This is a genomic window from Dactylosporangium aurantiacum, from assembly GCF_000716715.1.
In the GTDB taxonomy this organism is placed as follows: Bacteria; Actinomycetota; Actinomycetes; order Mycobacteriales; family Micromonosporaceae; genus Dactylosporangium; species Dactylosporangium aurantiacum.
On sequence record NZ_JNYJ01000026.1, the window covers coordinates 65,408 to 90,136 of the forward strand.

21 protein-coding genes are annotated in these 24,729 nt (G+C 74.1%); 15 read left to right on the top strand and 6 right to left on the bottom strand.

Features of this window, described 5'->3' with window-relative positions:
• Positions 1–4 precede the first annotated feature (4 nt).
• On the bottom strand, positions 5–1,336 hold the full coding sequence (locus tag OP18_RS27970; RefSeq protein WP_033362046.1) for a nicotinate phosphoribosyltransferase: 1,332 nt from the start codon (positions 1,334–1,336) through the stop codon (positions 5–7).
• Positions 1,337–1,680: 344 nt separating this feature from the next.
• Between OP18_RS27970 and OP18_RS27975 the strand changes: the two genes are divergently transcribed.
• The 4 genes from OP18_RS27975 to OP18_RS62620 all read left to right on the top strand — a co-directional run bounded on the left by OP18_RS27975 (position 1,681) and on the right by OP18_RS62620 (position 6,282).
• Positions 1,681–2,268 (top strand): CBS domain-containing protein, encoded by a 588-nt coding sequence (locus OP18_RS27975; RefSeq protein ID WP_281179538.1) that lies wholly within the window; start codon positions 1,681–1,683, stop codon positions 2,266–2,268.
• Between the two features lie 5 nt (positions 2,269–2,273).
• Positions 2,274–4,706 carry a glycoside hydrolase family 65 protein gene (locus OP18_RS27980; protein ID WP_169788967.1) on the top strand — a complete coding sequence of 811 codons (2,433 nt, stop codon included), beginning with the start codon at positions 2,274–2,276 and terminating at the stop codon, positions 4,704–4,706.
• 144 nt (positions 4,707–4,850) lie between these two features.
• Entirely contained in the window at positions 4,851–5,816 is a 966-nt protein-coding gene (locus OP18_RS27985) for an Acg family FMN-binding oxidoreductase (RefSeq protein ID WP_063745613.1), read from the top strand.
• Between the two features lie 82 nt (positions 5,817–5,898).
• A complete protein-coding gene (locus OP18_RS62620; protein WP_033362048.1) occupies positions 5,899–6,282 on the top strand; it encodes a DUF4118 domain-containing protein in 384 nt (127 codons plus the stop codon).
• On the opposite strand, the gene OP18_RS57650 is transcribed toward OP18_RS62620, so the two are convergent.
• Complete coding sequence (locus tag OP18_RS57650; protein ID WP_156089841.1) at positions 6,179–6,988, bottom strand: hypothetical protein; 810 nt, start codon at positions 6,986–6,988, stop codon at positions 6,179–6,181. The genes OP18_RS62620 and OP18_RS57650 overlap by 104 nt on opposite strands.
• Before the next feature lie 226 nt (positions 6,989–7,214).
• On the opposite strand from OP18_RS57650, the gene OP18_RS28000 reads away from it, so the two are divergent.
• From OP18_RS28000 to OP18_RS53190, 8 genes are read left to right on the top strand one after another with little or no spacing between them, the layout of a single operon-like run.
• A complete protein-coding gene (locus OP18_RS28000; RefSeq protein WP_033362050.1) occupies positions 7,215–7,667 on the top strand; it encodes a hypothetical protein in 453 nt (150 codons plus the stop codon).
• 47 nt (positions 7,668–7,714) lie between these two features.
• On the top strand, positions 7,715–8,965 hold the full coding sequence (locus OP18_RS28005; protein WP_033362051.1) for a V-type ATPase 116kDa subunit family protein: 1,251 nt from the start codon (positions 7,715–7,717) through the stop codon (positions 8,963–8,965).
• Positions 8,962–9,390, top strand: coding sequence for an ATP synthase subunit C (locus OP18_RS28010; RefSeq protein ID WP_033362052.1), 429 nt, complete (start codon positions 8,962–8,964; stop codon positions 9,388–9,390). Before OP18_RS28005 ends, OP18_RS28010 begins: the two co-directional genes overlap by 4 nt.
• A 2-nt stretch (positions 9,391–9,392) precedes the next feature.
• A complete protein-coding gene (locus tag OP18_RS28015) occupies positions 9,393–9,635 on the top strand; it encodes a hypothetical protein (RefSeq protein ID WP_033362053.1) in 243 nt (80 codons plus the stop codon).
• The gene (locus tag OP18_RS57655; protein WP_156089842.1) at positions 9,632–10,132 is read left to right on the top strand and encodes a hypothetical protein; all 501 of its coding nucleotides are present in this window, start codon (positions 9,632–9,634) and stop codon (positions 10,130–10,132) included. Before OP18_RS28015 ends, OP18_RS57655 begins: the two co-directional genes overlap by 4 nt.
• The gene (locus OP18_RS28025) at positions 10,129–11,886 is read left to right on the top strand and encodes a V-type ATP synthase subunit A (RefSeq protein ID WP_052387469.1); all 1,758 of its coding nucleotides are present in this window, start codon (positions 10,129–10,131) and stop codon (positions 11,884–11,886) included. The genes OP18_RS57655 and OP18_RS28025 overlap by 4 nt, the downstream gene beginning before the upstream one ends.
• Complete coding sequence (locus tag OP18_RS28030; RefSeq protein ID WP_033362055.1) at positions 11,883–13,268, top strand: V-type ATP synthase subunit B; 1,386 nt, start codon at positions 11,883–11,885, stop codon at positions 13,266–13,268. The genes OP18_RS28025 and OP18_RS28030 overlap by 4 nt, the downstream gene beginning before the upstream one ends.
• 20 nt (positions 13,269–13,288) lie before the next feature.
• Entirely contained in the window at positions 13,289–13,909 is a 621-nt protein-coding gene (locus OP18_RS53190) for a V-type ATP synthase subunit D (RefSeq protein WP_052387461.1), read from the top strand.
• Here the strand turns inward: OP18_RS53190 and OP18_RS28040 are convergent.
• Complete coding sequence (locus tag OP18_RS28040) at positions 13,885–14,772, bottom strand: universal stress protein (protein ID WP_033362056.1); 888 nt, start codon at positions 14,770–14,772, stop codon at positions 13,885–13,887. The genes OP18_RS53190 and OP18_RS28040 overlap by 25 nt on opposite strands.
• Before the next feature lie 185 nt (positions 14,773–14,957).
• On the opposite strand from OP18_RS28040, the gene OP18_RS28045 reads away from it, so the two are divergent.
• On the top strand, positions 14,958–16,265 hold the full coding sequence (locus tag OP18_RS28045) for a carotenoid oxygenase family protein (protein WP_245635543.1): 1,308 nt from the start codon (positions 14,958–14,960) through the stop codon (positions 16,263–16,265).
• A 14-nt stretch (positions 16,266–16,279) separates the two neighbouring features.
• Here OP18_RS28045 and OP18_RS28050 read toward each other — a convergent pair whose 3' ends face one another.
• Both OP18_RS28050 and OP18_RS28055 read right to left on the bottom strand, forming a co-directional pair.
• On the bottom strand, positions 16,280–17,278 hold the full coding sequence (locus OP18_RS28050) for a hypothetical protein (RefSeq protein ID WP_033362057.1): 999 nt from the start codon (positions 17,276–17,278) through the stop codon (positions 16,280–16,282).
• Positions 17,275–17,778, bottom strand: a complete 504-nt coding sequence (locus OP18_RS28055) for a SigE family RNA polymerase sigma factor (RefSeq protein WP_156089843.1) — start codon at positions 17,776–17,778, stop codon at positions 17,275–17,277. Before OP18_RS28055 ends, OP18_RS28050 begins: the two co-directional genes overlap by 4 nt.
• Before the next feature lie 31 nt (positions 17,779–17,809).
• Between OP18_RS28055 and OP18_RS58745 the strand changes: the two genes are divergently transcribed.
• The gene (locus OP18_RS58745; RefSeq protein WP_033362059.1) at positions 17,810–18,070 is read left to right on the top strand and encodes a hypothetical protein; all 261 of its coding nucleotides are present in this window, start codon (positions 17,810–17,812) and stop codon (positions 18,068–18,070) included.
• Positions 18,067–19,254 carry a DUF418 domain-containing protein gene (locus OP18_RS28065; protein WP_162189850.1) on the top strand — a complete coding sequence of 396 codons (1,188 nt, stop codon included), beginning with the start codon at positions 18,067–18,069 and terminating at the stop codon, positions 19,252–19,254. Before OP18_RS58745 ends, OP18_RS28065 begins: the two co-directional genes overlap by 4 nt.
• Before the next feature lie 191 nt (positions 19,255–19,445).
• On the opposite strand, the gene OP18_RS28070 is transcribed toward OP18_RS28065, so the two are convergent.
• The gene (locus OP18_RS28070; RefSeq protein WP_052387463.1) at positions 19,446–24,602 is read right to left on the bottom strand and encodes an AAA family ATPase; all 5,157 of its coding nucleotides are present in this window, start codon (positions 24,600–24,602) and stop codon (positions 19,446–19,448) included.
• Positions 24,603–24,729 lie beyond the last annotated feature (127 nt).

Here is a 24,729-nt window from a genome sequence, read left to right on the forward strand (position 1 = left end):
GTGTTCAGCCGGCGCAGAGCTTGGCGGTCAGCCGCGCGGCGAGCGTGTGCAGCGGGGTGGTGGCGTGCACCGGTACGGGTACCGGTCCGGTCAGCCGCCGGGCCGCCGCAGGCAGCCAGTGCAGTTCGGTGGCGCACCGGTCCCGGGCCGCCCGGAGGTCGCCGGCCGGGTCGCCCGGTTCGGTGCGCCGCCCGCCGAGCATGACCGGCACCAGCAGCGGTTCGCGCCCGGAAGGTGCCGGCTCCTCGCGCAGGGCGAGCACGTCCCCCTCGTCGGCGCGGGGATGCCGGTACACCTGTTTGGTGCCGGGCCAGGTGACCTTGCCGGTGGACAGCTTCATCACCGGGCGGTCGCCGTACGCGACGAGTTTGTAGGCGCTGTCGAGCGACGGGGCGTCCGCGGAGACGCCCATCTTGGTGCCGACGCCGTAAGCGTCGATCGGTGCGCCCTGCGCGACCAGTGCGGCAATGGCGTGCTCGTCAAGTCCGCCGCTCGCGACGATCGTGGCATGGCGCAGCCCTCCGGCGTCGAGGATCTGCCGCGCCCGGCCGGCGAGCACGGCGAGGTCGCCGGAGTCCAACCGGACTCCGAGCCGGTCGATCCGGCCCAGCTCGGCCGCGACGTCCACGGCGGCGTGCAGGCCCGCCTCGGTGTCGTAGGTGTCGACCAGGAAGATCGGATGGTCCGGGAAGTCCGTGGCGAACGCGCGGAACGCCGATCGCTCGTCGGGGAATGCCTCGACGTACGAGTGCGCCATCGTCCCCGACGGGCGCAGCCCGTAGCGGCGGGCGGCGGCAAGGTTGCTGGTCGCTGCGAAACCGGCGATCGCCGAGCACCGCGCCACGGTCGCCGCCGCGCCCAGGCCCTGGGTGCGGCGGAACGCGAAGTCGATCAGTTCGGCGTCCGGCGCGGCGAGCCGGCAGCGGGCCGCCTTGCTGGCGACCGTCGTGCCGAAGGTGATCACGTTGAGGACCGCGGTCTCGACCAGTTGCGCCTCGGCGAACGGTGCGGTGACCTCCAGCAGCGGTTCGTCGGCGAAGACCAGCCGACCTTCCGGCACGGCCCACACGTCGCCGGTGAACGTCATCTCGCGCAGCGCCGCCAGCGACCGGGCATCCAACGCGGCGACCTGCCGCAGGTACTCGACCTCGTCCTCCTCGAACCGGAAGCCCTCGAGGAAGTCCAGCGCCTCCGCCAGTCCGGCCGCCACCAGAAACCCGCGGTCCGCCGGCAGGCGCCTGGCGAACAGGCTGAACGTCGCCGGCCCGGCCATCGCCCGACGCAGGTAGGCCGCCGCCATCCGCACCTCGTACATGTCGGTGCACAACCCGGTCATGGGAACCCCCCGCTCCCTCCGTCCGGCGGGACAGTTGCCGGTCCTATCTCCCCAGTTGTTCTGCGTTCACTCGGGCGGGCTCACCCTGAACGCATGAGCTCGGCGAGCACTTCGAGCCGGCGAGATCGGGCGTCGTCGAGTCCGTACGGAGGCTCGCCTCATCATGACCTTCGGCTCGGCATGAGTCGCAGCGCCCGGGGAATGGAATCGCAGGAACGATGCGAAGGAGACGATTGCCGTGCAGGCAGGCGCAGGCGAGATCCGGCCGCGGCGTCGTCCTGGCCGGGCCGGCGCCACCCGGAGGCCGCACCACTGAGGAGTCGACGATGCACGTCAGAGATATCATGACAGCGCCGGTGCACACCGTGCGTGCCGACGCGCCGCTGGATGACGCGGTGGCGCTGCTGGAGCAGAAGTCCATCACCACGCTGCCCGTCGTCGACGAGCAAGACGCCCTGGTCGGGCTGATCAGCGAGCTTGACCTCCTCCGGCAGCAGAAGGCCGGCGCGGCTCCGCGCGGCCGGGGCTCTCCCGCGCCGCGCATCGGCGAGGTGATGTCCAGTCGACCGCTGGTGGCGTGGCCCGACGCCGACGTCGCCACCATCGCGACCGCCATGGTGGAGCAGGGCGTGCACAGCGTTCCGGTGGTCGTCGAGGAGCACGTGGTCGGCATCGTCAGCCGGTGCGACGTGCTGCGGACGATCCTGCCCACCGACTGGTCCGCGCAGCGCGAGGCGCAGCGGCGCCTCGACAGCTACGCCGGCGGGCGGCACCGTTGGCCGGTCGCGGTCCACGACGCCACAGCGACCGTCGACGGCAGCTTCGACGACGACACGGAGCGCTCGGTCGCCGAGGCGCTGGTGCGCACCACCGTGGGAGTGGACCAGGTCCGCGTAGCCGAACGGTCCGGCGCGAACCGGGCAGGTTCGTAGGACGGGTGTCCGTGACGGAGGCGTGGACGCTGCAGTTCGGCGGGTCCGAGCCAGCCCGCGAAGGGCTGCGGGAAGCGTTGTGCACGCTCGGCAATGGCTACCTGGCCACCCGCGGGGCCCTGCCTGAGCGCGACGCCGGCGGACCCTACTACCCGGGCACCTACGCCGCCGGTTGCTACAACCGCATGCGGGACTCGACCGCGGGCGGGACCGTCGAGAACGAAAGCCTGGTGAACCTGCCCAACTGGCTGCCGCTGACGTTCCGAGCCGACCATGGCCCGTGGTTGGGCCAGGCCGGCGTGGAGCTGCTCGACCAGCGGCACGAGCTCGATCTGCTGCGTGGAGTGCTGACCCGCCGGCTTCGCGTCCGTGACGGCGACGGCCGGGTCACTGCGGTCACCCAGTGGCGGTTCGTGCATCAACGCCACGAGCACGTGTGCGGGCTCCAGGTCGCGTTCACCCCCGAGAGCTGGTCGGGGACGTTGACCGTGCGCTCCGAGGTCGACGCCACGACCAGCAACCGTGGGGTGGCCCGCTACCAGGGCCTGGCCGGCCAGCACCTGGAGCTGCTCGACGCCGGACCCGCGGGCACGGACACCGTGCTGTGCGTGGTGCAGACCAACCAGTCGCATATCCGTGTGGCCGAGGCGGCGCGCACCCGGGTCCTCCGCCGAGGACGGGCGGTCGACGCCGGACGCAGGGTGTACCGGGAGCCGGGCCGCATCGGCCACGAACTCGAGATCGACGTCTCGGCCGGAGAGCAGGTCACCGTCGAGAAGCTCGTCACCGTCCACACCTCGAGGGACAACGCGATCTCCGACCCCGCCGACGAGGCGGTGCAACGGTCACGGTGGCTGGCCGGCTTCGACGAACTGCTCGACGAGCACGTGCTGGCATGGCGGCACCTGTGGCGGCGGTTCCGCATCTCGATGCAGGGCGAGGAGAGCCGCGTACTGCCGACGGTGCGCCTGCACCTGTTCCACCTGCTGCAGACGGTGTCGGAGAACAGCGTCGACGCCGACGTCGGAATCCCGGCCCGCGGGTTGCACGGCGAGGCGTACCGGGGACACGTGCTGTGGGACGAACTGTTCGTCTTCCCGATCCTGAATCTGCGGATGCCGTTGCTCAGCCGCGCGCTGCTGCGCTACCGGTACCGGCGGCTGCCGTGGGCCCGCGCCGCCGCCCGCGCCGCCGGCCACAGCGGGGCGATGTATCCATGGCAGTCCGGCAGTGACGGGCGGGAGGAGAGCCAACGACTGCACCTCAACCCGCTGTCCGGGCGGTGGGTCAAGGACTCGACCAGGCTGCAACGCCACGTCGGGCTCGCCGTGGCGTACAACGTCTGGCAGTACTACCAGGTCGCCGGCGACCTGGAATTCCTCAACCACTACGGCGCCGAAATGATCCTGGAGATCGCCCGCTTCTTCGCCGGGCTCGCCGACTACGACGACGACCGCGACCGCTACGTCATCCGCGGGGTGATGGGCCCGGACGAGTTCCACACCGGCTACCCGCACTCAGACGAGGAGGGCATCGACAACAATGCGTACACCAACGTCCTGACGGCATGGGTGATGCTCCGCGCGCTGGACGTTCTCGACCTGCTCAGCGCCGATCGCCGTGCGGCGCTGGTCGAGACGCTGGGCATCACCCCCGGTGAGCCGCAACGCTGGGCGGACATCTCCCGCCGGATGTACGTGCCGATCCGGCCCGACGGCATCATCGACCAGTTCGACGGGTACGCGGATCTCGCCGAGCTCGACTGGAACGCCTACCGCGACCGCTTCGGTGACATCCGCCGTCTGGACCGCATCCTGGAGTCGCAGGGCGACAGCCCCAACCGCTACAAGGCATCCAAACAGGCTGACGTGCTGATGCTCTTCTACCTGCTGTCCGCCGACGAGCTCAGGATGCTGATCGACCGGCTCGGCTACTCGTTGCCCCGCGACGCGATCTCGAAGAACATCGAATACTACCTGTCCCGGACCGCGCACGGCTCCACACTCAGCGCGGTGGTGCACGCATGGGTCCTCGCCCGCAACCATCGCGCACAAGCGCTGCGGTACTTCGTCGAGGCGCTCGACACCGACGTCGCCGACATCCAGGGCGGCACCACCGCCGAGGGCATACACCTGGCCGCCATGGCCGGATCGGTGGACATTCTGCAGCGCTGCTTCGCCGGTGTGGAAACCCGCGACGACACGCTGGTGCTCAATCCATACTGGCCGCCCCACCTGGGCGCGCTGGAACTCGACATCCGCTACCGGGCGCACCCACTGACGCTGCGAATCACCGGTGACGCCGTCCAGGTCGAGGCCGGTCCCAGCCGGCAGCCACCGATCCAGCTCTCCTGCCGCGGCGAGACAGTCCTGCTCGCCCCCGGCGAGGTCGTCGAATTTCCCGTCCCGCAACGCGGCAGGGCTGCCGATGGCGAGTGACGCCGGTTCATCCGGGTGATCCGGCAACCGCGGCCAGCGGCACGCCCTGTTAGCGGGGCAGGTCGGGACGTTCGACTCCTACCGGTGGCGGCGCCACGCGCGGCAGGGTGGAGGGAGCGGCTCCGTCCGACTGGAGGTGCGGTCATGAAGACGATAGCGACGCCGCGAACCTGGAGCCCCAAGGCGTTCACCGACGCGGTCGGTGCCGCCGTTCGGGCGCCGTCCATACACAACACTCAACCGTGGCGGTTCCGCCACACCGGCGACGGCGTGGACATCCTGCTCGACGAACGCCGACTCCTTGCCGCCTGCGACGACCACGGCCGGATGGCCCGGATCTCGTGCGGTGCCGCCGCATACAATCTGCGCTTGGCCCTCGCCGTGACTGGCCTGCCGGCCCAGTACCGGTTCGGGGCAGGACGGACCCTACTGCACCTCTGGCCGGATCGGCCGCGGCCGCCAACACCGCTGGAGCGCCGGCTGCACCACCAGATCCCGCGCCGGCACACCAACCGCGGCCCGTTCGCCGACACCCCGGTGGACACCGCCGCGCCGCACCAGCTGGCCGAAGCTGTCCGCCGGGAAGGCGGACGGCTCACCTTCGTGACCGACGAGGCGGCACTCCACCGTGTGGCCGGGCTCGTCCGGGCCGCGGACGCCCAGCTGCGCGCCGACCCTGCCCGCTCCGCGGAGCAGCGGGCCTGGAGCATCGCGGCCGATCACCGTGTCGAAGGGGTCGGCCCAGCCGCGGCCGGTGCCGCGCCGCACCCGGACGAGCTGATGACCCGCCGCGACTTCGGCGGCCCGGTCCTCGAAATGACCCGGGACCCGGCCCGACGGCCGGTGGTGGCCGTGCTGGGCGTGCTCGGTGCCGAGCCCAACGACGCCGTCCGCGCCGGGATGGCACTGCAGAGCGCCCTGCTCACGGCCGCCGACCTCGGCCTGACCACGGCGCTGTACTCGCAGCCGACCGAGGTCCCGGCCCTGCGGGAACGGCTGCGCCGCACCGTCGACCCCCTGCACGACCCGCAGCTCGTGCTGCGGTTCGGCTACGCGCCACGGACCTGCTTCACCAACCGGCGGCCCATCGCCGACGTCATCGAACCCTGAACCGCGACCACGCCGCACTGCACGGGCCACCGCGGCGGAGGCGACTGCGACGCTCGCCGCGGGAACATCGCAGTGTCCTGCGGTGGCCGCCATCGGCAACCGCCTGGCCGGCGCGGTCGCGGCCCCGTCCGCCGCCGTGTCGTTCTGCTACTTCCTGACCGCGCCGTATGAGCGGTTCACCATCGCCGCGAGCACCGATGTCCTCACGGCGGTCCTCCTGCTCGCCGTCGGCCTGGCAGTGTCGCAGCCGGCCGCGCGGGCCAACCGACCGCGCCTCGCCACCATCACCGACGCCGACCGGCTGGCCCGGATCTACCGGACGACCCAGCCGGTCCGGTCCGGCGCTCCCCCGGGCCAGGTCGTCAACCAGGTCCGCCCGAACTGGCGACGCCGGCGGCCGCGTCCATCATCGCGTCGTACGGCCCGGTGCCGGCACCGTCCGCCGCTGTGGCCACAGCTGCCCTGACCCGCCAGGCGTCGACCGCGAGCGCGGCGGCCGCGCCGATGGCGGGACGGCCGTCGAAACCGGCCGCGCGCAACAGCCCGTGGGCGTCCCGGCCGACCCGCCCCCACCAGCCCGCCTCCGCCCGCCACAGCGCATCCGGCGCCGGGACGTCGGCGAGCGCCCACGCCGCCGGGGCCGCGAGTGCGGCGACGAAGCCGGCGAACGAAGCGGCGTCGAGGGCGCGCCGGCCGAGCAGACCGGCGGCGCGGGAGTGGGCCGCTTCGGTGAGCGGCCGGCCGTTGAGCCACCGCTCCCGCGCCACCATCAGGGCGAGGCCGCCCGCCGCCCACGGCTCGGCCGGAGGTACCGCTGCGGCGCGCACCGCCCAGGTGGCCCGCATGCTCTGTCCGATCGCGCGGGCGGTCGCGGCCCCGGGGTCACCCCACGCGGATGACGCCAGCGCCGCCCGCACCTGCTCCACTGTGAACGTGGCGGACAGCGGCGGCCGGACGACCGCCAACGACCCCAGCCTGAACGGTGCGGGGGCGTCGTGGCCCCGTCCGTGGCGCAGCGTCCGCTCCACGTTGCGGATCTCGAACCAGCCGGCGATCGCCCGCAACTGCTCGACACCGTCCCGCGGCAGCCATCCCGCGAGGATCCGCAGGTGCCACAGCGTCGTGCGGGACACCGCCTCCTGCACCGACTGCGCGTCCTGGCCCGCGCGCACCTCCCGGCCGTACGGACCGGATGCCAGCGTGCTGATCGCCGCGTCAAGCCCCGGCCTCCCGGCCAGCACCCGTGCCGAGGCGGGACCGACACAACGCCGAGCGAGGGCGTGTGCCCGCACCGCGCCGGCGACGTGGGCGGCACCAGATCGCATACCCACAAGGATGCGCCCGCAATGCGCTTCGGGCGAGCCGTTGGCGGCCGTCCGGCGGGGGTAGGTAGCGACCGTGACGACGCTGCGGCAGCTTCTGCAACGCTTCCGGCCGGCCGGCCCTCCGGGTACGGCCGGGCAGGCGGCGGTGCCAGCCGACCTGGCGGCCCGGACGGAGGAGGAACTGCGCCCGGTCTTCTCCGTGCTCGCCGCCGCTGACGCGGAAGCGGCCGCGATCCGGGCCGAGGCGGAGGCGGCGGCCGCGCGACGACGGCACCGGGCCGGTGTCGCCGCGCAACGGATCGCGACGGCCGCGCACGCCCGTGCACAACAGGCGCGCGTTGAGGCGTTCGCCGCGGCACGCGCCGACACTGCCCAAGCCGTGGAGACCGTCATGGCCGACGCGCGGTGCACGGCAGCAGCGTTGCGTGCCCGCGCCTGGGACCGCCTCGACGCCGCCACAGTGTCGATCGTCTCGGCCGTGCTGGGCGAGGTGTACGGCACCGGCCGCGGTGAGGGCACGCCGTGACCGCGCCTGGAGCGGCGTCGTGGCGGCAACGGCTGCGGCCGGTGCGCATGACGCGTGTCGCGCTGGTGGCGCCCGAGGACACGCTCGACGCGGTCCTGGCCGAGGTCGGGCTCGCCGGCGTGGTCGAGCTGGAGCCCGTCGACCACGGCGCCGGCGATCCGGACGCAGTGGGCATCGCACGGATGAAAGCCGCGGCGTTGCGTCGCCATGGAGCGGCCGCGTACCTGGGCTGGTGCCCGGAGCCGGCCCGAGGTCCGTTGGCGGACCGGCTCGCACCACTCGGTGGTGCGCTCGCCGCGCTGCGACCGCCGCCCGGCGCCGAGCCGCCGACGCTGCTCGCCCGGGCCGGGCGGGTGGGCAGGTCGTTCGCGCCGATCGTCGAGACGTACGGCGCGGTGCCCTACGCCGACGTCGACCCGACGCTCCTGGCCGGCATGGCCTATGTGGTGATGTTCGGGATGATGTTCGGCGACGCCGGTCACGGGCTCGTCCTGGTGCTGGTAGCCGTCGTGCTGGCCCGGCGCCCACCCTCGCGGTACCCCAGGCTTCGCGACGCGTGGCCGTTCGTTGCCGGCGCCGGTCTGGCCGCCACCGTCTTCGGGGTGCTGTACGGCGAGTTCTTCGGGCCCACCGGGCTGCTGCCCGCGCTGTGGCTGCAGCCGTTGGCCGAGCCGGTGCGGCTGCTGGTCGCCGCGGTCGGGCTGGGTGGGGCGTTCCTGGCGGCCGCCTACGTGGTGGGCATCGTGAACCGCTGGCGGGAGGGCTCGGCCGGGTTGGCGTTGTACGCGCCGTCCGGCATCGCGGGTGCCGCCGTCTTCGCCGGCCTGTGCCTGCTCGCCGCCGGCGTCTTCGCCGCGAGCATCCCCCTGGTGGCCGTCGCGGTGGCCGTCGCGGCCGCGGGACTGGCGATCGCCGCTGCCGGACTGTATGCCGCCGCGGCCGAGGGTGCCGCTGTGGCACAGACCGTCGTCCAGCTCTTCGACCTCGTCGTGCGTATCTGCGCGAACCTGGTGTCGTTCGCCCGGCTCGCCGCGTTCGGGCTGACGCACGCGGCACTCGGCGCGCTCGTGTGGGCCGGCACGGCCGGGCTGTGGCAGCGGGGCGGGACGTGGACGGTCGCGGCGGTGACCGTGTTCGTGCTCGGCAACGCGGTCACGTTCGGCCTCGAGGCCGTCGTCGCCGGGGTTCAGGCGCTGCGCCTGGAGTACTACGAGCTGTTCTCCCGGGTGTTCGAGGGAACCGGCCGGCCCTTCCGGCCGTGGCGCTGCGATCCGGCACCGAAGGAGGTTCTGCGGTGAACGCACTCTGGCTCGGCGCGGTGCCGGGAGTCCTGATCGTCGCCTGGGCCGTCCGACGATTCGCCGCCCGGTGGCCCTGGCTGGTGACCCGCGCGCTGGTCCTGGCGAACGCCGTGCTGTTCGCTGCCGCCGTCAGCGCCGTGGCGCTGCTGCTCACCCCGGATCGGGCCGGTGCCGGCACCACGGCGGCCGCCCAGGCCGGGACGGGCGGCGCGGGTTGGGCCGCGCTGCTCGGCGCGGCCATCGCGGTGGCCGGCTCATCGATCGGCGCGGCGATCGCCGTGGCGTACACCGGCGCCGCGGCACTCGCGGCGTTGAGCGAGCGTCCCGAGCTGTTCGGCCGCGCCATGGTGGTCGTCGGCCTGGCGGAGGGCATCGCGATCTACGGGCTCATCATCGCGATCATCCTGATCGGCAAGGCATGAGCATGGAAGCGACGACACACGTCGCGGCGATCGGCGAGGTCCGCCTGGTCCGGGGCTACGGGTTGGCCGGGGTCACGGTCGTCACCGCGGACGACGAGCGGGCGGCCCTGGCCGCATGGCGGGAACTCGACCCCCGGGTCAGCATCGTCATCGTCACCCCGTCCGTGGCCCGGGCCGTGGCCGCGGACGGCGGGCCCGGTGGCCGTCTGCTCGCCGTGCTGCCGGACCCGGACGGTGCCACATGAGCATGCCGGTCCGTGAGAGCCTCGAGCCGGTCCGTTCGGCCCTGCTGCACCGCGCGCGGGCGCAGGCCGCCGCCGTCCGTGCCGAGACCGCACGGTCCTGCACCCGGCTGCTGGCCGACGCCGGCGCCGAGGCCGAACGGATCCTGGCGGTGGCGCGCAGCACCGGCCGCGCCGACGCCGCACGCCTCGCCAGGGCCGAGGAGGCGCACACCCGCCGTGCCGCCCACGCGCTCGTGCTGGCGGCGCAGCGCGACGTCTACGACGAACTGAGCCGTCGCGTGGCCGATGCGCTGCGGGCGGCGCTCGACGACAGCCGGCTCGGACCCGCGCTCGCCGCCCAGGCCGCCGCCGCCCTCGGCCCGGGCGCGACGGTCGAACCGGCCGCAGGCGGCGGCTTCACGGCCCACCTCGGTGACCGGCACGTGGACTGCTCCATCGCATCACTGACCCGGCATGCCGTCGAGTCGGCCGAATCGTTGGCGGAGCTGTGGCGATGACCGCACGGGCCATCGACGGCACGCAGGCCGCCCGGATCACGCGGGTCAACGGGCCGCTGGTGCAGGTGGACGGCGCGGACGCCGCCATGCACGACGTCCTCGAACTCGGCCCACACCGCTCACCCGGCGAGGTCGTCGCCGTGCGGGGCCCGGCCGTCACCGTGCAGGCGTACGAGTACACCGGCGGGCTCCGCCCGGGAGACGCCGCCGTCCCGCTCGGCCGCCCGCTGGCGGCGCCGCTCGGGCCGTGGCTGCTCGGCGGGCTGTTCGACGGCCTGCTGCGCCCCCTCGCCGGTGGCCCGGTCTGGCTCACCGCCGGATCGCTCGGTGCCACGCCGGCTCACGGTACGACCCGGCGTTTCATCCCGAGCGTGGCGAAGAGCGACACGGCCGGACCGGGCGGGATCCTCGGCACTGTCGCCACCGGCGGCCCGGTCGAGTTCCGGCTCCTCGTCCCGCCACACGTGGCCGGCACCGTCCGGCAGGTCGCCGGGCCCGGCGAGTACGGACCCGACGACGTCCTCGTCACCGTCGGGACGGCACCGGTGACGATGACCACGGCGTGGCCCGTACGCACCCCGCGCCCGTACACGGCCCGCCGCGCCGCGGACGCGCCGCTGCTCACCGGGCAGCGCGTGGTCGACGCGTTCTTCCCGATCGCCAAGGGCGGCACGGCGGCGGTGCCGGGCGGCTTCGGCACCGGCAAGACCCTCCTGCTGCAGCAGATCGCCAAGTGGTGCGACGCCCACGTCATCGTCTACGTCGGTTGCGGTGAGCGCGGCAACGAGATGGCCGACGTCGTCGGCGAACTGTCCACGCTGGAGGACCCCCGGACCGGGGGGCGCCTGCTCGACCGGACCGTCGTGATCGCCAACACGTCGAACATGCCGATGATGGCCCGGGAGGCCAGCATCTACACCGGCGTCACCGTCGCCGAGTTCTACCGCGACATGGGCTACGACGCGGTGGTCATAGCCGACTCCACGTCACGGTGGGCCGAGGCGTTGCGCGAGTTCGCGTCCCGCAGCGGAACACCACCGGCCGAGGAAGGCTACCCCGCCGACCTCGCCTCGGCGCTGGCCGCCTTCTACGAACGGGCCGGCGCCGTGCGGACGCTCGGGGGCGGCGCCGGCTCGGTCACGATCGTCGGCGCGGTGTCCCCACCCGGTGGCGACATGACCGAGCCGGTCATCGCGAACACCGAGCGGTTCGTGCGCTGCCGATGGTCGCTCGACCGGGATCTCGCCTACGCCCGCCACTACCCCGCGGTGTCCTGGTCGGCGTCGTTCTCCCGCGACACCGGGCTGGTCGGCGCCGATCACGCCCGGCGCGGGGATCCGGGCTGGAACGCCCGGCGGGCGCGGGCGCTGGACGTGCTCGCCGACGCCGACCGCATCGCCGCGCTCGCCGACCTCGTCGGCACGGGCGGGCTGCCGGCGCACGAGCGGATGACGCTGCTCGCCGGGCGGCTCCTGCGCGACGGCGTGCTGCGACAGAACGCCCTCGTGGCGAACGACGCCTACTGCACGGCGGTGAAGTCGGCGGCGCTGCTCGACGCCGTCCTCGCCGTGTGCGACCGCTGCCACGCACTCGTCGAAGCCGGCACCGGGCCGGCCGCCATCGAGGCGGTCGACTTCGGTCCGCTGGCCCGGGCCCGCGAGACGCTCGGCCCCGCCGACGCCGGCGGAATCACCCGGTTGCGCAACGAGGTCCTGGCCCGGCTCGACGCGGCGGCCGCGAGGAGGACGGGATGACCGCATGGCCGGTGGTCGAGTACGGCGACATCCGGGAGCTGCGCGGCCCCCTGGTCGTCGTCGGTGGCGTCTCGGGAGCCGGCTACGACGATGTCGTGACCGTGCGTCTGCCCGCCGGCGCCGAGCGGCACGGCGTCGTGCTCGAGGTCGACCGCGACACGGCCGTCGTCCAGGTGTTCGAGGGAACGGCGGGCATGGGCCGCCACGGTAGCACCGTCGCGTTCGCCGGCGCGCCGATGCGGATCGCGGTCGGCGACCGTTGGCTGGGGCGCACCTGCAGCGGCCGCGGCGCGCCGATCGACGGCGGCCCGCCGGTCACCGGTGAGCGCAGCGCCGCGGTGGCCGGGGCAGCGCTCAACCCGACGTGGCGCGAACCACCGGCCGAGCCGGTCATCACGGGCGTCTCCGCGGTCGACGCGCTGACCACCCTGGTGCGCGGCCAGAAGCTCCCGGTGTTCAGCGTCGCGGGCCTGCCGCACCTCGAACTGGCCGTCCAGATCGCCGCGCAGTCCCATGTCGGCGGTGCACCGTTCAGCGTGGTCTTCGCGGGCATGGGCCTCACCCACGCCGACGCCGCGTACGTCCGGGACGCCCTGGACGAGCGGGCCACCGCCGGTGAACTGGTGCTGCTGCTGAACACGGCCGACGATCCGGTGATCGAGCGAATCCTCACGCCGCGGCTGGCGCTGACGGTGGCCGAGGATCTCGCGTTCACCGGTGGCCGGGACGTCCTGGTCGTGATGACCGACATGACCAGCTATGCCGAAGCGCTGCGGGAGGTGTCGGCGGCCCGTGGTGAGCTGCCCGCCCGGCGGGCCTATCCGGGGTACCTCTACACCGACCTCGCCTCGCTCTACGAACGGTGCGGCCGGATCCGGCACCGCCCCGGCTCGGTGACGGTCCTGCCGGTGCTGACCATGCCGGCCGGGGACATCACGCATCCGGTGCCGGACCTCACGGGGTACATCACCGAGGGGCAGATCGTGCTCTCCGCCGAACTGCACGGCCGGGGTGTGTATCCGCCGGCCGACCCGCTGTCGTCGCTGTCCCGGCTCATGCGCCACGGGGCCGGCCCGGGCCGCACCCGCGACGACCATCTCCCGCTCGCGGCGCAGGTGCTCGCCGCCCTGTCGCGGGCCCGGCAGACCCGCGAGCTGGCCGACCTGATCGGGGCGGCGGCGCTCGGCGACGTGGACCGCCAGTACCTCGGCTTCGCCGAGGTCGTCGAACAGCGACTGATCGACCAGCGGCCGGACGAGGCGCGGACCCTGGACGACACGCTCGACCGGGCCTGGCAGGCGGTCCGGACGCTGCCGGACCGGGAGCTCGTCATGCTGCCCGACGCGATCCGCGCGGCCCACCCCGCTGGGGCCGCCGGATGATCGCCCTACGCCATGTGCCGGTGGGCCGTTCGGGCCTGCTGTGGCTGCGCCACCGCCTCGAGGTCACCCGGCATGGCAGCGGCGTCCTGCGGCGCAAGCTCACCCTGCTCGCCGCCGAGCACGACCGTCTCCGGCGGCGGCGTGCCGAGGCAGCCAGGGACTGGGCAGCTGCCGACGCGGCGGCCCGCGGCCGGCTCGAACGCGCGATGCTGCTCGACGGCCTCGAGGCGATCGAGGGTGCGACCGAGGTGCCCCTGGCCGAGGTCCGCGTGCCGTGGACCGCGGTGATGGGCGTCCGCTGCCCGGGAGAGCCGTCGGTGATGATCCCGCAACGCCCCACGCAGCTGCCGGCGCCGGGAGGGGCCGCGCTCTCGCAGGCCGAGACGGCGTACCGGGCGGCGGCGCTCGCCGCGGTGAGGTATTCGGCCGCCGACGCGGCGCTCGCCGCCGTCGAGGGCGAGATGGCCGCCACCCGGCGGCGGGTACGGGCACTGGACCGCCACTGGATCCCGGCCCTGGAGACCGCGCTCGCCGCCCGGACCCTGCAGCTGGCGGAGCTGGAGGCGGCCGACCTCACCCGCCGGCGCGGTAGCACCCGGCCGGCGGCACCGCCGGGTCACACCGGTCCGTCGGATCCTTGAGCGCCGTGCGCGATCATCACCGGGCAGTGCGCGCGGTGGAGCAGGCGCAGACCTACCGAGCCGAGCAGCAGGCCGGTGAACCCGCCATGTCCCCGGCTGCCGACGACCGCCAGCTGCGCTCGCTGCGAACGCTCGACGAGCACATCGGCGGCGTCACCGACGACACCGTGGCACTCCCACCGCACGTCCGGGCAGCGTTCGCTCGCCCTGGCCACCTGCCCGACCGCCTGCTCGGTCAACGCGCGCTGGATCTCAGCCGTGTCGTACACCAGCGGCGGCGCACCGACCGGGACCGGCACCAGCGGCGTCTCCACGGCCCGCAGCGCCAACAGGCCGCAGCCGCGCTGCCGGGCCTCGTCGAACCCGAGGGCCAGCGCCCGGTCCGACGGCTCGGAGCCGTCGACGCCGACGATGACGTCACCGGTCGGGTCGGTCCGTCCCCGCACGACCACCACAGGACACCTCGCATGGACGGCGACCTGCTGGCTGACCGAGCCGAGCACGGCCCCCACCGTGGCGTGCCGGCCCCTGGTCCCGAGGACCAGCAGCGCCGCGTCCTCCCCCGCCGTCAGCAGGACCTCGGCGGGGTGCCCCTGCACCACCTCCGTCCGCACGTCAGCCTCAGGATGCGCGACGGACATCTCCCGCGCGATGTCCTCGACGAGCAGGTCGGCGGACCAGCGCGCGGCCTCGGCGAGCTCACCCGCCGGGGCCACCGCGAACACCGGTGTTCTCCAGTAGTACGCGACCACCACGCGCAGCGGCGCATGTCGGCGGACCGCCTCCGCCGCCGCCCATCGCACGGCCTGCGTCGAAGGTTCCCCGCCGTCGGCGCCGACCACGACCGCTCTTTCGCCGTTCACGTCAACCTCCGCTCGACGGCTCGTGCCCCTACGCTCTCCACCGCGGCGACCGCCACACCCGGACGCGACCGATTCGCCCGCCGCGGGTGACCGACGGTGGGACCCGCCGTCACCTGCCACCGCCGCCCGCCGGTCCCGGGGTAGTGTCGGTTCAGGTGACACCTTGCCGGCAAGGAGGTCCGATCGTGACCGGACCGGCCTATCTCAGCGGATATCTCGCGCCGGTGGCCGACGAGATGGACGCGTACGACCTGCCCGTCACCGGGGCGCTGCCCCCTGAGCTGACCGGGCGGTACTTCCGCAACGGCCCGAATCCGCTGCCCGGCCAGGACCCCGGGCACTGGTTCCTGGGGCCGGGCATGATCCACGGGGTCCGGCTGCGTGGCGGGCGGGCCGAGTGGTACCGCAACCGCTGGGTGCGCACCGCGGAGCTCGAGGGTGCGTCGTACGTCCGCCCGGACCTGTCCATCGACCGCACCGCGGTGCCGGCCAACACCCACGTCGTGCCGCACGGCGACCGGATTCTGGCGCTGGTCGAGAGCGGCCTGCCGTACGAGGTGACAGCGGAGCTGGACACCGTGGGGCCGTGCGACTTCGGCGGCCGGCTCACCACCGCGATGACGGCACACCCCAAGCAGGATCCGCAGACCGGGGAACTGCACTTCTTCGGATACGGTGCCCTGCCGCCGTACCTCACGTACCACGTCCTGGACGCGGCCGGCGAGTTGGTCCGCAGCCGCGAGGTCGCCGTCGCCGGGCCGACGATGATGCACGACTTCGCCATCACCGCCGGTCACGTCGTCTGGCTGGACCTGCCCGTGGTGTTCGACCCGGCGCTGATCGGCAGGGAACGCATCCCCTACCGGTGGGACGACGCGTACGGCGCGCGGCTCGGGGTGATGCCCCGCGCCGCGCTCGCCCCGGTGCGCTGGTTCGAGGTCGATCCCTGTTTCGTCTTCCACGTCGGCAACGCCTACGAGGACGCCGCCGGCGCGGTGGTGCTCGACGCCGTCCGTTACGACGTCGCAACCTTCGGGTCTGTGTGGTCGCGACTCGGCGGCGGAGCCAACCTGGACCGGTCCCGGGCCCAGCTGTACCGCTGGCGGCTCGACCCGGCGACAGGCACCCGGCGGGAGGAGTCGCTGGACGACCGCGGCGTCGAGTTCCCCACCCACGACAACGACCGCACCGGTCGACCCAACCGGCATCTGTACACCGTGGGCGAGCACACGATCGTCAAGTACGACACCGGCACCGGCAGCGCCACCGTGTACCACTGTGATGCCGAGCAGCGCCCCGGCGAGGCGGTCTTCGTGCCCACGGACGGCGCGCGTGCCGAGGACGAGGGCTGGCTGCTCAGCATCGTCACCGGTCCGGCGGGCTCCGTCCTGCTCGTCCTGGACGCCGCCGGCCTCGCCCCGGTGGCCACGGTCGGCCTGCCACGTCGCGTACCGGCCGGGTTCCACGGGTCATGGATCGCCGACCGCGGATGACTCCCCGCATGTCATCAGCTGATCTCCACGCTCTGGGCGATCTGGAGCAGGTCGGCATCGGTCAGCGGCGCGAACCTCGGATCGCGCTGCGGCGTCGGCAGCTCGAGCCACAGATACCCGGTGACATACACCGTTGCCACCGTCTCGGTGCGCTGCAGCACACCCGCGTGCCCACGGACGGTCACCGGCGTGCCGTCGAACCCCTCGCTGACGGGGTCCCGCCGCGCCGTCAGGCACCCCCGCGCCTGCTGCTCGCGGGGCGGACACCAGGTCTCCGCCCTCGTCCCGGTGCCGGTCATCGTGTACCCCTGCGGGACCAGGCCGATGCGCACCGTCCGGGGCAGCGTCATCGGCTCGCGCTGCAGGTTGCGCGCGACCTGCAGGGCGACCGCGCACGACGGTGCGGTGCCGACGTCGTCGGTGAAGATGTTCAGCCATCGTGCGCCGTCCTGCCACGCCAGCAGGCACACGCGGATGCCCTCCTGCGGACGCACGACGGTGCGCTGCCGCCCCGGGACGCCGTTCACGTCGACGTCGGTCCATGACGGGTCGGTGGGGGGCGGGACCAGGTCGGGCACCCCGTCGGAGGTACCGATGGTGACCGAGCGGACGCGACCCCCGTCGGCGAACTGGTACGTCACGTTGGACCGGCCGGGGCGGATGTCCGCATCGATCTTCTTCGGCTGCGCCGGCAGCCAGCCGGGGCTGACCGCGAGGGTCAGGTCAATGTCGCCTGACGCCGGGACCAGCGCGACCGGAACCGCGCTCGGGCTTCCACTCGGGCTTCCGCTCGGCTCCACCACGGATGGACTGTCACGGTCGGGCCGGTTGAGCGAGAGCGGGACGGCGGCCGCCACGCCGAGGACGGCCAGCGCGCACAGGACCGCGCCGGTCACCCGGCGCCTGCGGCGGCGCCGTGGGATCCCTTCGGAAATCATGGCGGCGGTGCGCTCGGGCGGCGGGACGAACATCTCCCGTTCGGCGAACATCGCCCGCAGATCGTCGTCAATCATCGAGCGCCACCCTTCCTGCCGGTCGGCATCACGGAGTCGGTTGTGCGGCGCAGCTCCTCGATCGCCCGGAAGACCAGCGAGCGCACGGTGCTCAGCGAGCAGCCCAGGATCTCGGCGATGGACGCGTCGTCGAGATCTTCGTAGTAGCGCAGGACCACGGCGGCGCGCTGCCGGGCGGGCAGCTTCCCGAGACGGGCCCACAGCTCCTGACGTACGACCGAGGACTCCGCCGGATCGGGTATCGCCCGTTCGGGCAGCTCCGCGACCGGCACCGAGCGATGGAACCAGGCGCGGCGACGCCATCCGAGGTACGTGTTGGTGACCATCCGCTTGACGTAGCGATCGGGCACGTCAGCCCGGGACACGCGACCCCACTCGGCATGGGCGCGGACCATCGTCTCCTGCACCACGTCCTCGGCGAGGTGCGGGTCGCCGGTCAGCATCACGGCGTACCGCAGCAGCGCCGGCAGCCGGGCCGCCAGGAACTCATCGAACGTCACTGTCTCAAGATGCATCGGTGGGCGCGACCCGTTGCGCGCCGCCGGAGAAAACCTCTCGTTCGCCTCCGCCTGGGTGGCGCTCGGCGGGTTCGCCGTCGCCGCCGGCCGTGCCGTCCTCGGCTGGTGGGGCATCACTGCCGGCCTCCTGCTCGTCGCGGCCCGCGCCGTCTGGACCATCCCGTGGTGGGTGCCGGGCTACGGCCTCTTCTGGATCTGGGCCGTGACCGCCTGCGTGAACCCGCTGCGCCGCCGGCCCGTGTTTGCTCCCGAACCCCAAGGAGACTTCCGATGACTTCGATACAGTCCGCTCCGCACGCCCGTGGGGCGGCCGGGGGTGCCGCCCGGCTGCCCGTGGTCGACGCCCTGCGCGGCCTCGCCCTGCTCGGCATCCTGCTGGTGAACATGACCCTGTTCAAGTCGGCCCCGTCAATCGAGCATCTCGCGGCCACCGCCATCGACGGTCCGTGGGACCGCGCCGCCGCGGTGCTGGTGAAGGTGCTCGGCGAGGGCAAGTTCATCGGCCTGTTCTCGCTGTTGTTCGGCTTCGGCGTGGCCACCCTGGCCGCCCGCCGGGCGTCGTACCTGCGCCGGCTGGCCGCCCTCGGCGCCATCGGCGCGGCCCACCTCGTGCTCGTCTGGTTCGGCGACATCCTCACCACCTACGCCCTCGTCGGCCTGGTCCTGCTCGCCTTCGTCGGCCGCCGCCCGCGGACCCTGCTCGCCACCGCGCTGGGCATCCTCGGCGCACTGTCGACGGTGGCCGTGATCGGCCTGGGCCTGCTCGGGCTGCGCGCCACCACCGGCTCGTCCGCCCTCGTCGCGGCCGAACGGGACATCACCGCCGCCGACGCCACCGAGGCCGCCCGGCTCACCGCGCTCTACCGCACCGGCGGCTGGCTCGACCTCGTCCGCGAACGCGCCGAGACCCCCGGCGGCCTGCTCTTCGGCCTGGCCTTCTCCCTCGTGGTGCTGTCGATGATGCTGCTGGGCGTGTACGCGGCCCGCACCGGCCTGTTCACCGGCGACCCGGCGCACCGGCCCCGCCTGCGGCGGCTCGCCCGCGTCGGCATCGGCGCCGGGCTGCCGCTCAACCTGCTCGTCGTGGTCGTCCAGAGCGCCGGCGGCTTCTTCGTCGTCGCCGGCCAGATCCTGCTCATGGCCCTGGCCGCGCCGCTGCTCACGGTCGGTCTCGCAGCCGCCGGGGTCATGCTCTACGAACGCCGCCGTGCGCCGTGGCTGGAGGCGGCCGGTCGGCTCGCCCTGACCAACTACCTGCTCCAGTCGGTGGTCTTCACCACGGTCTACTACTCCTACGGCTTCGGCCTCTACGGCCGCGTCGGCGCCGCCACCGGCGCCGCCCTGGCTGTGGTCCTGTACCTGGCCCAGCTGGCCGCGAGCCGCTGGTGGCTGGCACGGTTCGGCGCCGGCCCGGTCGAACGCCTCCTGCGCCGGGCGACGTACGGCGGCCGGCGATGACCCACCGGCCCGTCCGCGTCGTCCTGCCCGGCGGGGACCGCTCCGGCAGCCGTGGCCCGCCGACGTCGTGCACCGCTTCGGCTTCACCACCGATTGGCGTGCAGCGTGGCACGGTGCCGCGTGAGGAGCTCGGCGAACGCCGTCTTGCCACCGGCCGCGGCCCGCGCCCTGCGCCGTTCAGCGGCACGCCGTCAGGCCGGTGGCGGGCCGATCGGCAACTGCGCGAGCAGGTTGGTGCCGTGCCCCGGAGGGCTGTCGATCGAGAGGCGGCCGCCGATCGCCTCGACGCGGTCCTTGAGGCCGAGCAGGCCGGTGCCGCGGGCGAGGTCGGCGCCGCCGGTGCCGTCGTCGCGGACCGCGAGGTGCAGGGCCGAGTCGGCCGTGTCGACGGTGACCGTCACCGCCGATGCGTGCGCGTGCTTGGCCGTGTTGGTGAGCGCTTCGGCGACCACGTAGTACGCGCTGACCTCGATGTGCTCGGGAAGCCGGACCTCTGCGCGGACGTCGAGGTGGACCGGGACGGGGCTGCGGCGGGCGAGCGTGCGCAACGCCGCGCCGAGGCCGCCCTGCGACAGGATCGCCGGGTGGATGCCGTGGGCGATCTCGCGGACCTCGTCCGCCGCGGCGGTGGCCGCGCTGACGGCCCGGTCGAGCTGCCGGCCGAGCGTGTCGAGCTCGGGCGGCACGTCCGCCTGCGCGGTGCGCAGCTGCAGCGCCAGCGCGACCAGCCGCTGCTGGGCGCCGTCGTGCAGGTCCCGTTCGATGCGCCGGCGGGTCTGGTCGGCGGTGGCGACGATGCGGGCCCGGGAGGTGGAGAGCTCCGCCCGGCTGTCGGCGTTGGCGATGGCGGTGGCGACGAGCTCGGTGAAGGCGGCCAGTCGCTGCGGCTGCGGCCGCCGGTCGCGCGACCCGACCGTGATGGCGCCCCAGACCCGGCCCTCCACGACGATCGGGCTCGCGGCGGTCGCCGGATGCGGCGGGCCCGCGGGCCCGTGCCGCCCCATGACGGTCGCCGATCCGTCGGGCTCGTGCCGTACGATGACGGCCTCTTCGGCGCCGCAGAGCGCGCAGATCTCGGCGGCCACCGCGGCGAAGAGGTCCTCGGGCCGGGTCCCGCGGGCGACCAGCGTCGCCACCCGTCGCAGTGCGGTCTGTTCGTCGGCGATCCGGCGGAAGTCGCCGTACACCTTGATGTTGTCGAGCGACACCGCGAGCTGGCCGGCGATGAGCCGCACCGCCTCGAGCCGCCCGGCGGTGAACGCGCCCCGGATGAGCCGGTTCTCCAGCAGCAGCATCGCCCGCAGCGTGCCGCGGCTGACGATCGGCACGGCGAGCAGCGCGCAGTAGGCGACCCCGGTGAGGTACGGATCGCGGGCGAAGCGATCGTCGCGGGTGGCGTCTTCGACGACGAGCGGCTCGCCGGTGCGCTGGGCGTAGCGGACCACGGACATGGGCTGCGCCCGGTCGTCGCCCGGCGCCGGCCGCAGCCAGTCGTGCCGGTCGTCGCTCCACAGCAGCAGCTGTACGTCCGTGGCGCCGGTCATCGCGCTCACCACGCGGGTCACCCGCGAGTGCAGCCGCCCGAGGTCGGTCTCCGAGCTCAGGGCCTGGGAGGCGGCCAGGATGCCCAGCAGGTCGAGCGTCCCGGTGGTCATCACGGCCCGCTGCTCGCCGGCCTCGGCGGGCGGGGACGGCCGCGCGGGGAACGCCCAGTCGAGCTGGTCGACCTTCGCGGTGGCGCCCCACTCGAGGTACGCCTGGCGCGCCTCGGTGAGCAGGGCACGGCCGGTGTGTTCGAGGCCGTGGGTGAGGTGGAACCGGGCCGCGCGTTCGGTGATGAGCGCCCGGTGCCAGGGTCGTTGCTGGCCGGCCACCGCGCGCAGGGCCGCGTCATAGGTCTGGGCGGCGGCGGAGAAGTCCCCGACCGCCCAGGCCCGCTCGGCCTCGACCAGCCTCAGCAGGTGCAGGAAGTTTCCGGGCGCGTCGGCGGCGCGGGCGGCCAGCCAGTCCGTCATGTCGGCGAGCTCGGACAGGACCGCCGCACGGTCGCCGTCGCCGTCGCGGGCCTGCCGGGCGAGGGCGAGGCCGCGCAGCAGGTAGGCGGTGTCCATCGGGTACGGGCCGAGGCCGGTACGCAGCAGCACCATCGCCGCGGCGCTGTGGCGGGCCAGACCGGCGCCGTCGTCGAAGATGGCGGCTGCGGTACCCCGGGCCAGATGGTCCGGCAACGGCACGGGCGGCTCCTCGGGTGGGGCGTCGGCGACGTGCTCGCCGCGCAGCACCGCGACCAGCCACCGGTAGCTGTCCAGCACCCGGCCGGTCAGTTCGTTGCCGGTACGCCGGACGAACACGCGCCCGGCCTCGACCTCGGCGTCGAGTTCCGCGAGCGTCGGCGCGACGTCGATCAGCTCGGACACGATCTGGTAGTAGGTGTAGCCGGCGGAGGCGAGGTCGCCGCCGGAGATCAGCTCGTCGCGGGCCTGTCGGCAGGCCCGCACACCGTCCTCCGCCGGTTCGAACCAGTGGCTCTGCGCGGCCAGCAGGACGCGTGCCCGCGCGGTGCCGGGCCGGTAGCCGCGCGCCGTGCTCTCGGCCAGCAGCCGCTGCCCCGCCCGGTACGCGGCGGCGTAGTCCCCGAGCAGGACCGCGGCGGTACAGGCGACGGTCGCCGGTCCGATCAGGGCGGGGTGCGGTCCGTGCTCGCCCCAGATCCGCAGCGCCTCCAGCCCGAGCCAGCAGTGGGTCGCATAGTCCTCACCGAAGTAGGCGGCGGCCATGACCGCGTTGAGCACGTGCGCGGTGGCGCGCAGCGTAGGGTCGGTCAGCTCCGCCCGGTCCGCGTCGGCGGGCCGCCCCAGCCAGTCGTGCAGGTACCCGAGCTGGCGGTCGAGTTCGGCGGGGAGCCGGTCGGCCGCGGGCACGGCGGTGCCCAGCGCGCGCAGCGAGTCGGCGCCCAGCCGGACCGCCTCGGCGAAGCGGGTGCGGTGGGTGAGGCTGCTGATCTGCACGCCGGTCGCGGCTGCCCGGTCGATGATGTCGGGGCGCAGCCGCTCGATCGTGCGGTACTCCTGGTCCGCGTCGTCCAGTTTCCCGAGCCCGTACAGCGCCGCGTGGCGGGCGGTGTGCACCTCGGCCAGCGTGGCGGTGTCCGCCGGGTCGATGAGCGGCAGGGCCGCTGCCAGTGTGGCGTCGACCGTCGCCTGGTCGCCGATCGCCGCGGCCTCGGCGGCGGTCCGCCGCAGCAGGGCCGCGACCCGGCGCCGTTCGGCCGGCTCGCGGACCGCGTCGATCACCGGCAGGTAGTGCTCCGCGGCGACGGCGGACAGCTCCGGGACACCGGCCAGCCGCCGGGCGATGGACAGCCGCCGGGCGCGGCGGCGCCGGGGCGTCATCGACCGCAGGACCGCCTCGCAGGTCTGATCGTGCCGCAACCGCACCGTTCCCTCGACGCCGGAACCCATGACGAGCAGCCCCTCGTCGAGCGCGGGGAGCAGCGAGTGCTCCACCGCGTCGGCCGTCGCCGCGGTCACGGTCTGCAGGAGGCGGACGTCGGCCCGCCCGCCGAGGCACGCCATCGCCTCCAGCACGTGCCGGGTCCGCGCGGGCAGCGCCGCGAACCGCGCTGCCAGCAGGTCCGCCGGTTCGGACCCGTGCAGGTGCCGTTGCGTCGCCGCGTCGTCCCACTGCCAGCCGTCCGCCGCGGCGGTCAGCAGGCCGTCGGACCGCAGCAGGTTGAGCAACTCCACCGTCTGATGCGGGTTGCCGGCGGTGAACGGGCGGATCGTCGCGGCGAGTCCGGCCGCGCGCGCCGGGTCCACGTGCAGCACCTCCGCCACGAGCGCGCCGAGTCCGGGTTCGTCCAGGTCGGTCAGCGGCAGGTGGCGTACCGTGGGTAGCTGCCGCCAGCGGGCCAGCGCCGGTGCGTCGTCGGCGCGGCAGGTGCCGACGAGGAGCAGACCGTCGACCGGCTCGGCGCTGAAGAGCTCGTCGACGAGGTCGAGGGCCGGCCCGGCCCACTGCAGGTCGTCGGTGAAGACCACGAGCGGGCGTTCCCGGGAGGCCACCGCGCGCAGGACCTCCGCCACGGTCTGCACGACGCGGGCCCGGGCCGTGAGCGGGTCCCCGGTGTCGGGCGGCACTGCGAGCAGCGTCGCGAACTCCGGCAGCATCGCCGTCAGTAGCCCGACGTTCGCTCCGGCCGCCTCGAAGATGCGCGCACGAACCTTCGCGAGGGTCTCCTCCGGCTCCGCCAGCAGCAGCCGGCCGAGCGCGCGAAACGCCTGGTGCACGGCGTTGAACGCGGGGTCGTGGCGGCACTGGTCGAACTTGCCCGCCACGAACCAGCCGTCCCGCCCGGCGACCAGCGGCCGCAGCTGGTCGACCAGCGCCGTCTTGCCCACCCCGGCCGGTCCGGCGACGAGGAGGGCACGGCACCGGCCGGCCGTCGCGTCCTCGAACGCCGCCCGCAGCGCCGCCACTTCCGGGTCACGACCGACCAGGCGCGACGGCGGCAGCAGCCGCAGTGGTACGTCGTGCTCGCCGATCCGCAGGCCGGCCATCGCGTCCGGGCCGCCGGACAGGAGCCGCTCCAGGTCGTGCACCACGCCGTCGGCCGTCTGGTAGCGGTCGTCCGGCTCCTTCTCCAGCAGGTGCATGATGATGTCGGACAGCGGGCCCGGCACGGCAGGGTTCACCCGCGCGGGCGGCTCCGGCACTCGGGCCAGGTGGTCGTGGGTGAGCCGGAGCGGGTCGCCGGCGCCGAACGGCGGGGCACCGGTGGCCAGCTCGTACAGCGTCGCCCCCAGCGCGTACAGGTCGGCGCGCTGGTCCACCGAGCGGCCGGTGCGACCGGTCTGCTCCGGGGCGAGGTACGCCAGCGTGCCGACGATCTGGGTGTGGTGGATGAAGTCGGGCCGGATCTCGGCGAACGGCGTCGCGAGGAGGAAGTCCACCAGGCACGGGGCCCCGTCCGGGCCGATGAGGATGTTCGCCGGGGTGATGTCGCGGTGCATCACGCCGTGGCGGTGCATCGCCGCCACCGCCCGGGCCAGCCGGGTGGCGAGGCTGAGCAGCTCACGCGCGGCGAGCGGCTTCGCCAGTGCGGCCAGGGTCGTGTCACCCGCGTCGGCCATCGTGATCGCCCCGGACCGCGGAGCCGCGTCGACCAGCTGGGCGACGTCCGGCACCCCGCGCAGCCGCTGCAGCATCGCGGCCTCGTGCTGCACCCGCCGCGGCGCGTCCGGGCCCAGCGGCTCCTTGCGGATGAGCGGGTGCCCGGCGACGACCCGGGTGACCCTGGTGTGCTCGCTGTCGTGTACGACCTCGGCGCGGCTTGCGCCTGTTCCCATACGGTGCCTCCACACGCCTCCGGCGCTGGCTACCCCGACCTGTGCGGGGCCGTCCCCCGCGCCCCGTTCAAGTGTCCCCCGTCGGTCCTGCGCGGCCGGCCCCGCCAATGCCAGCCGCGGCGGAGCG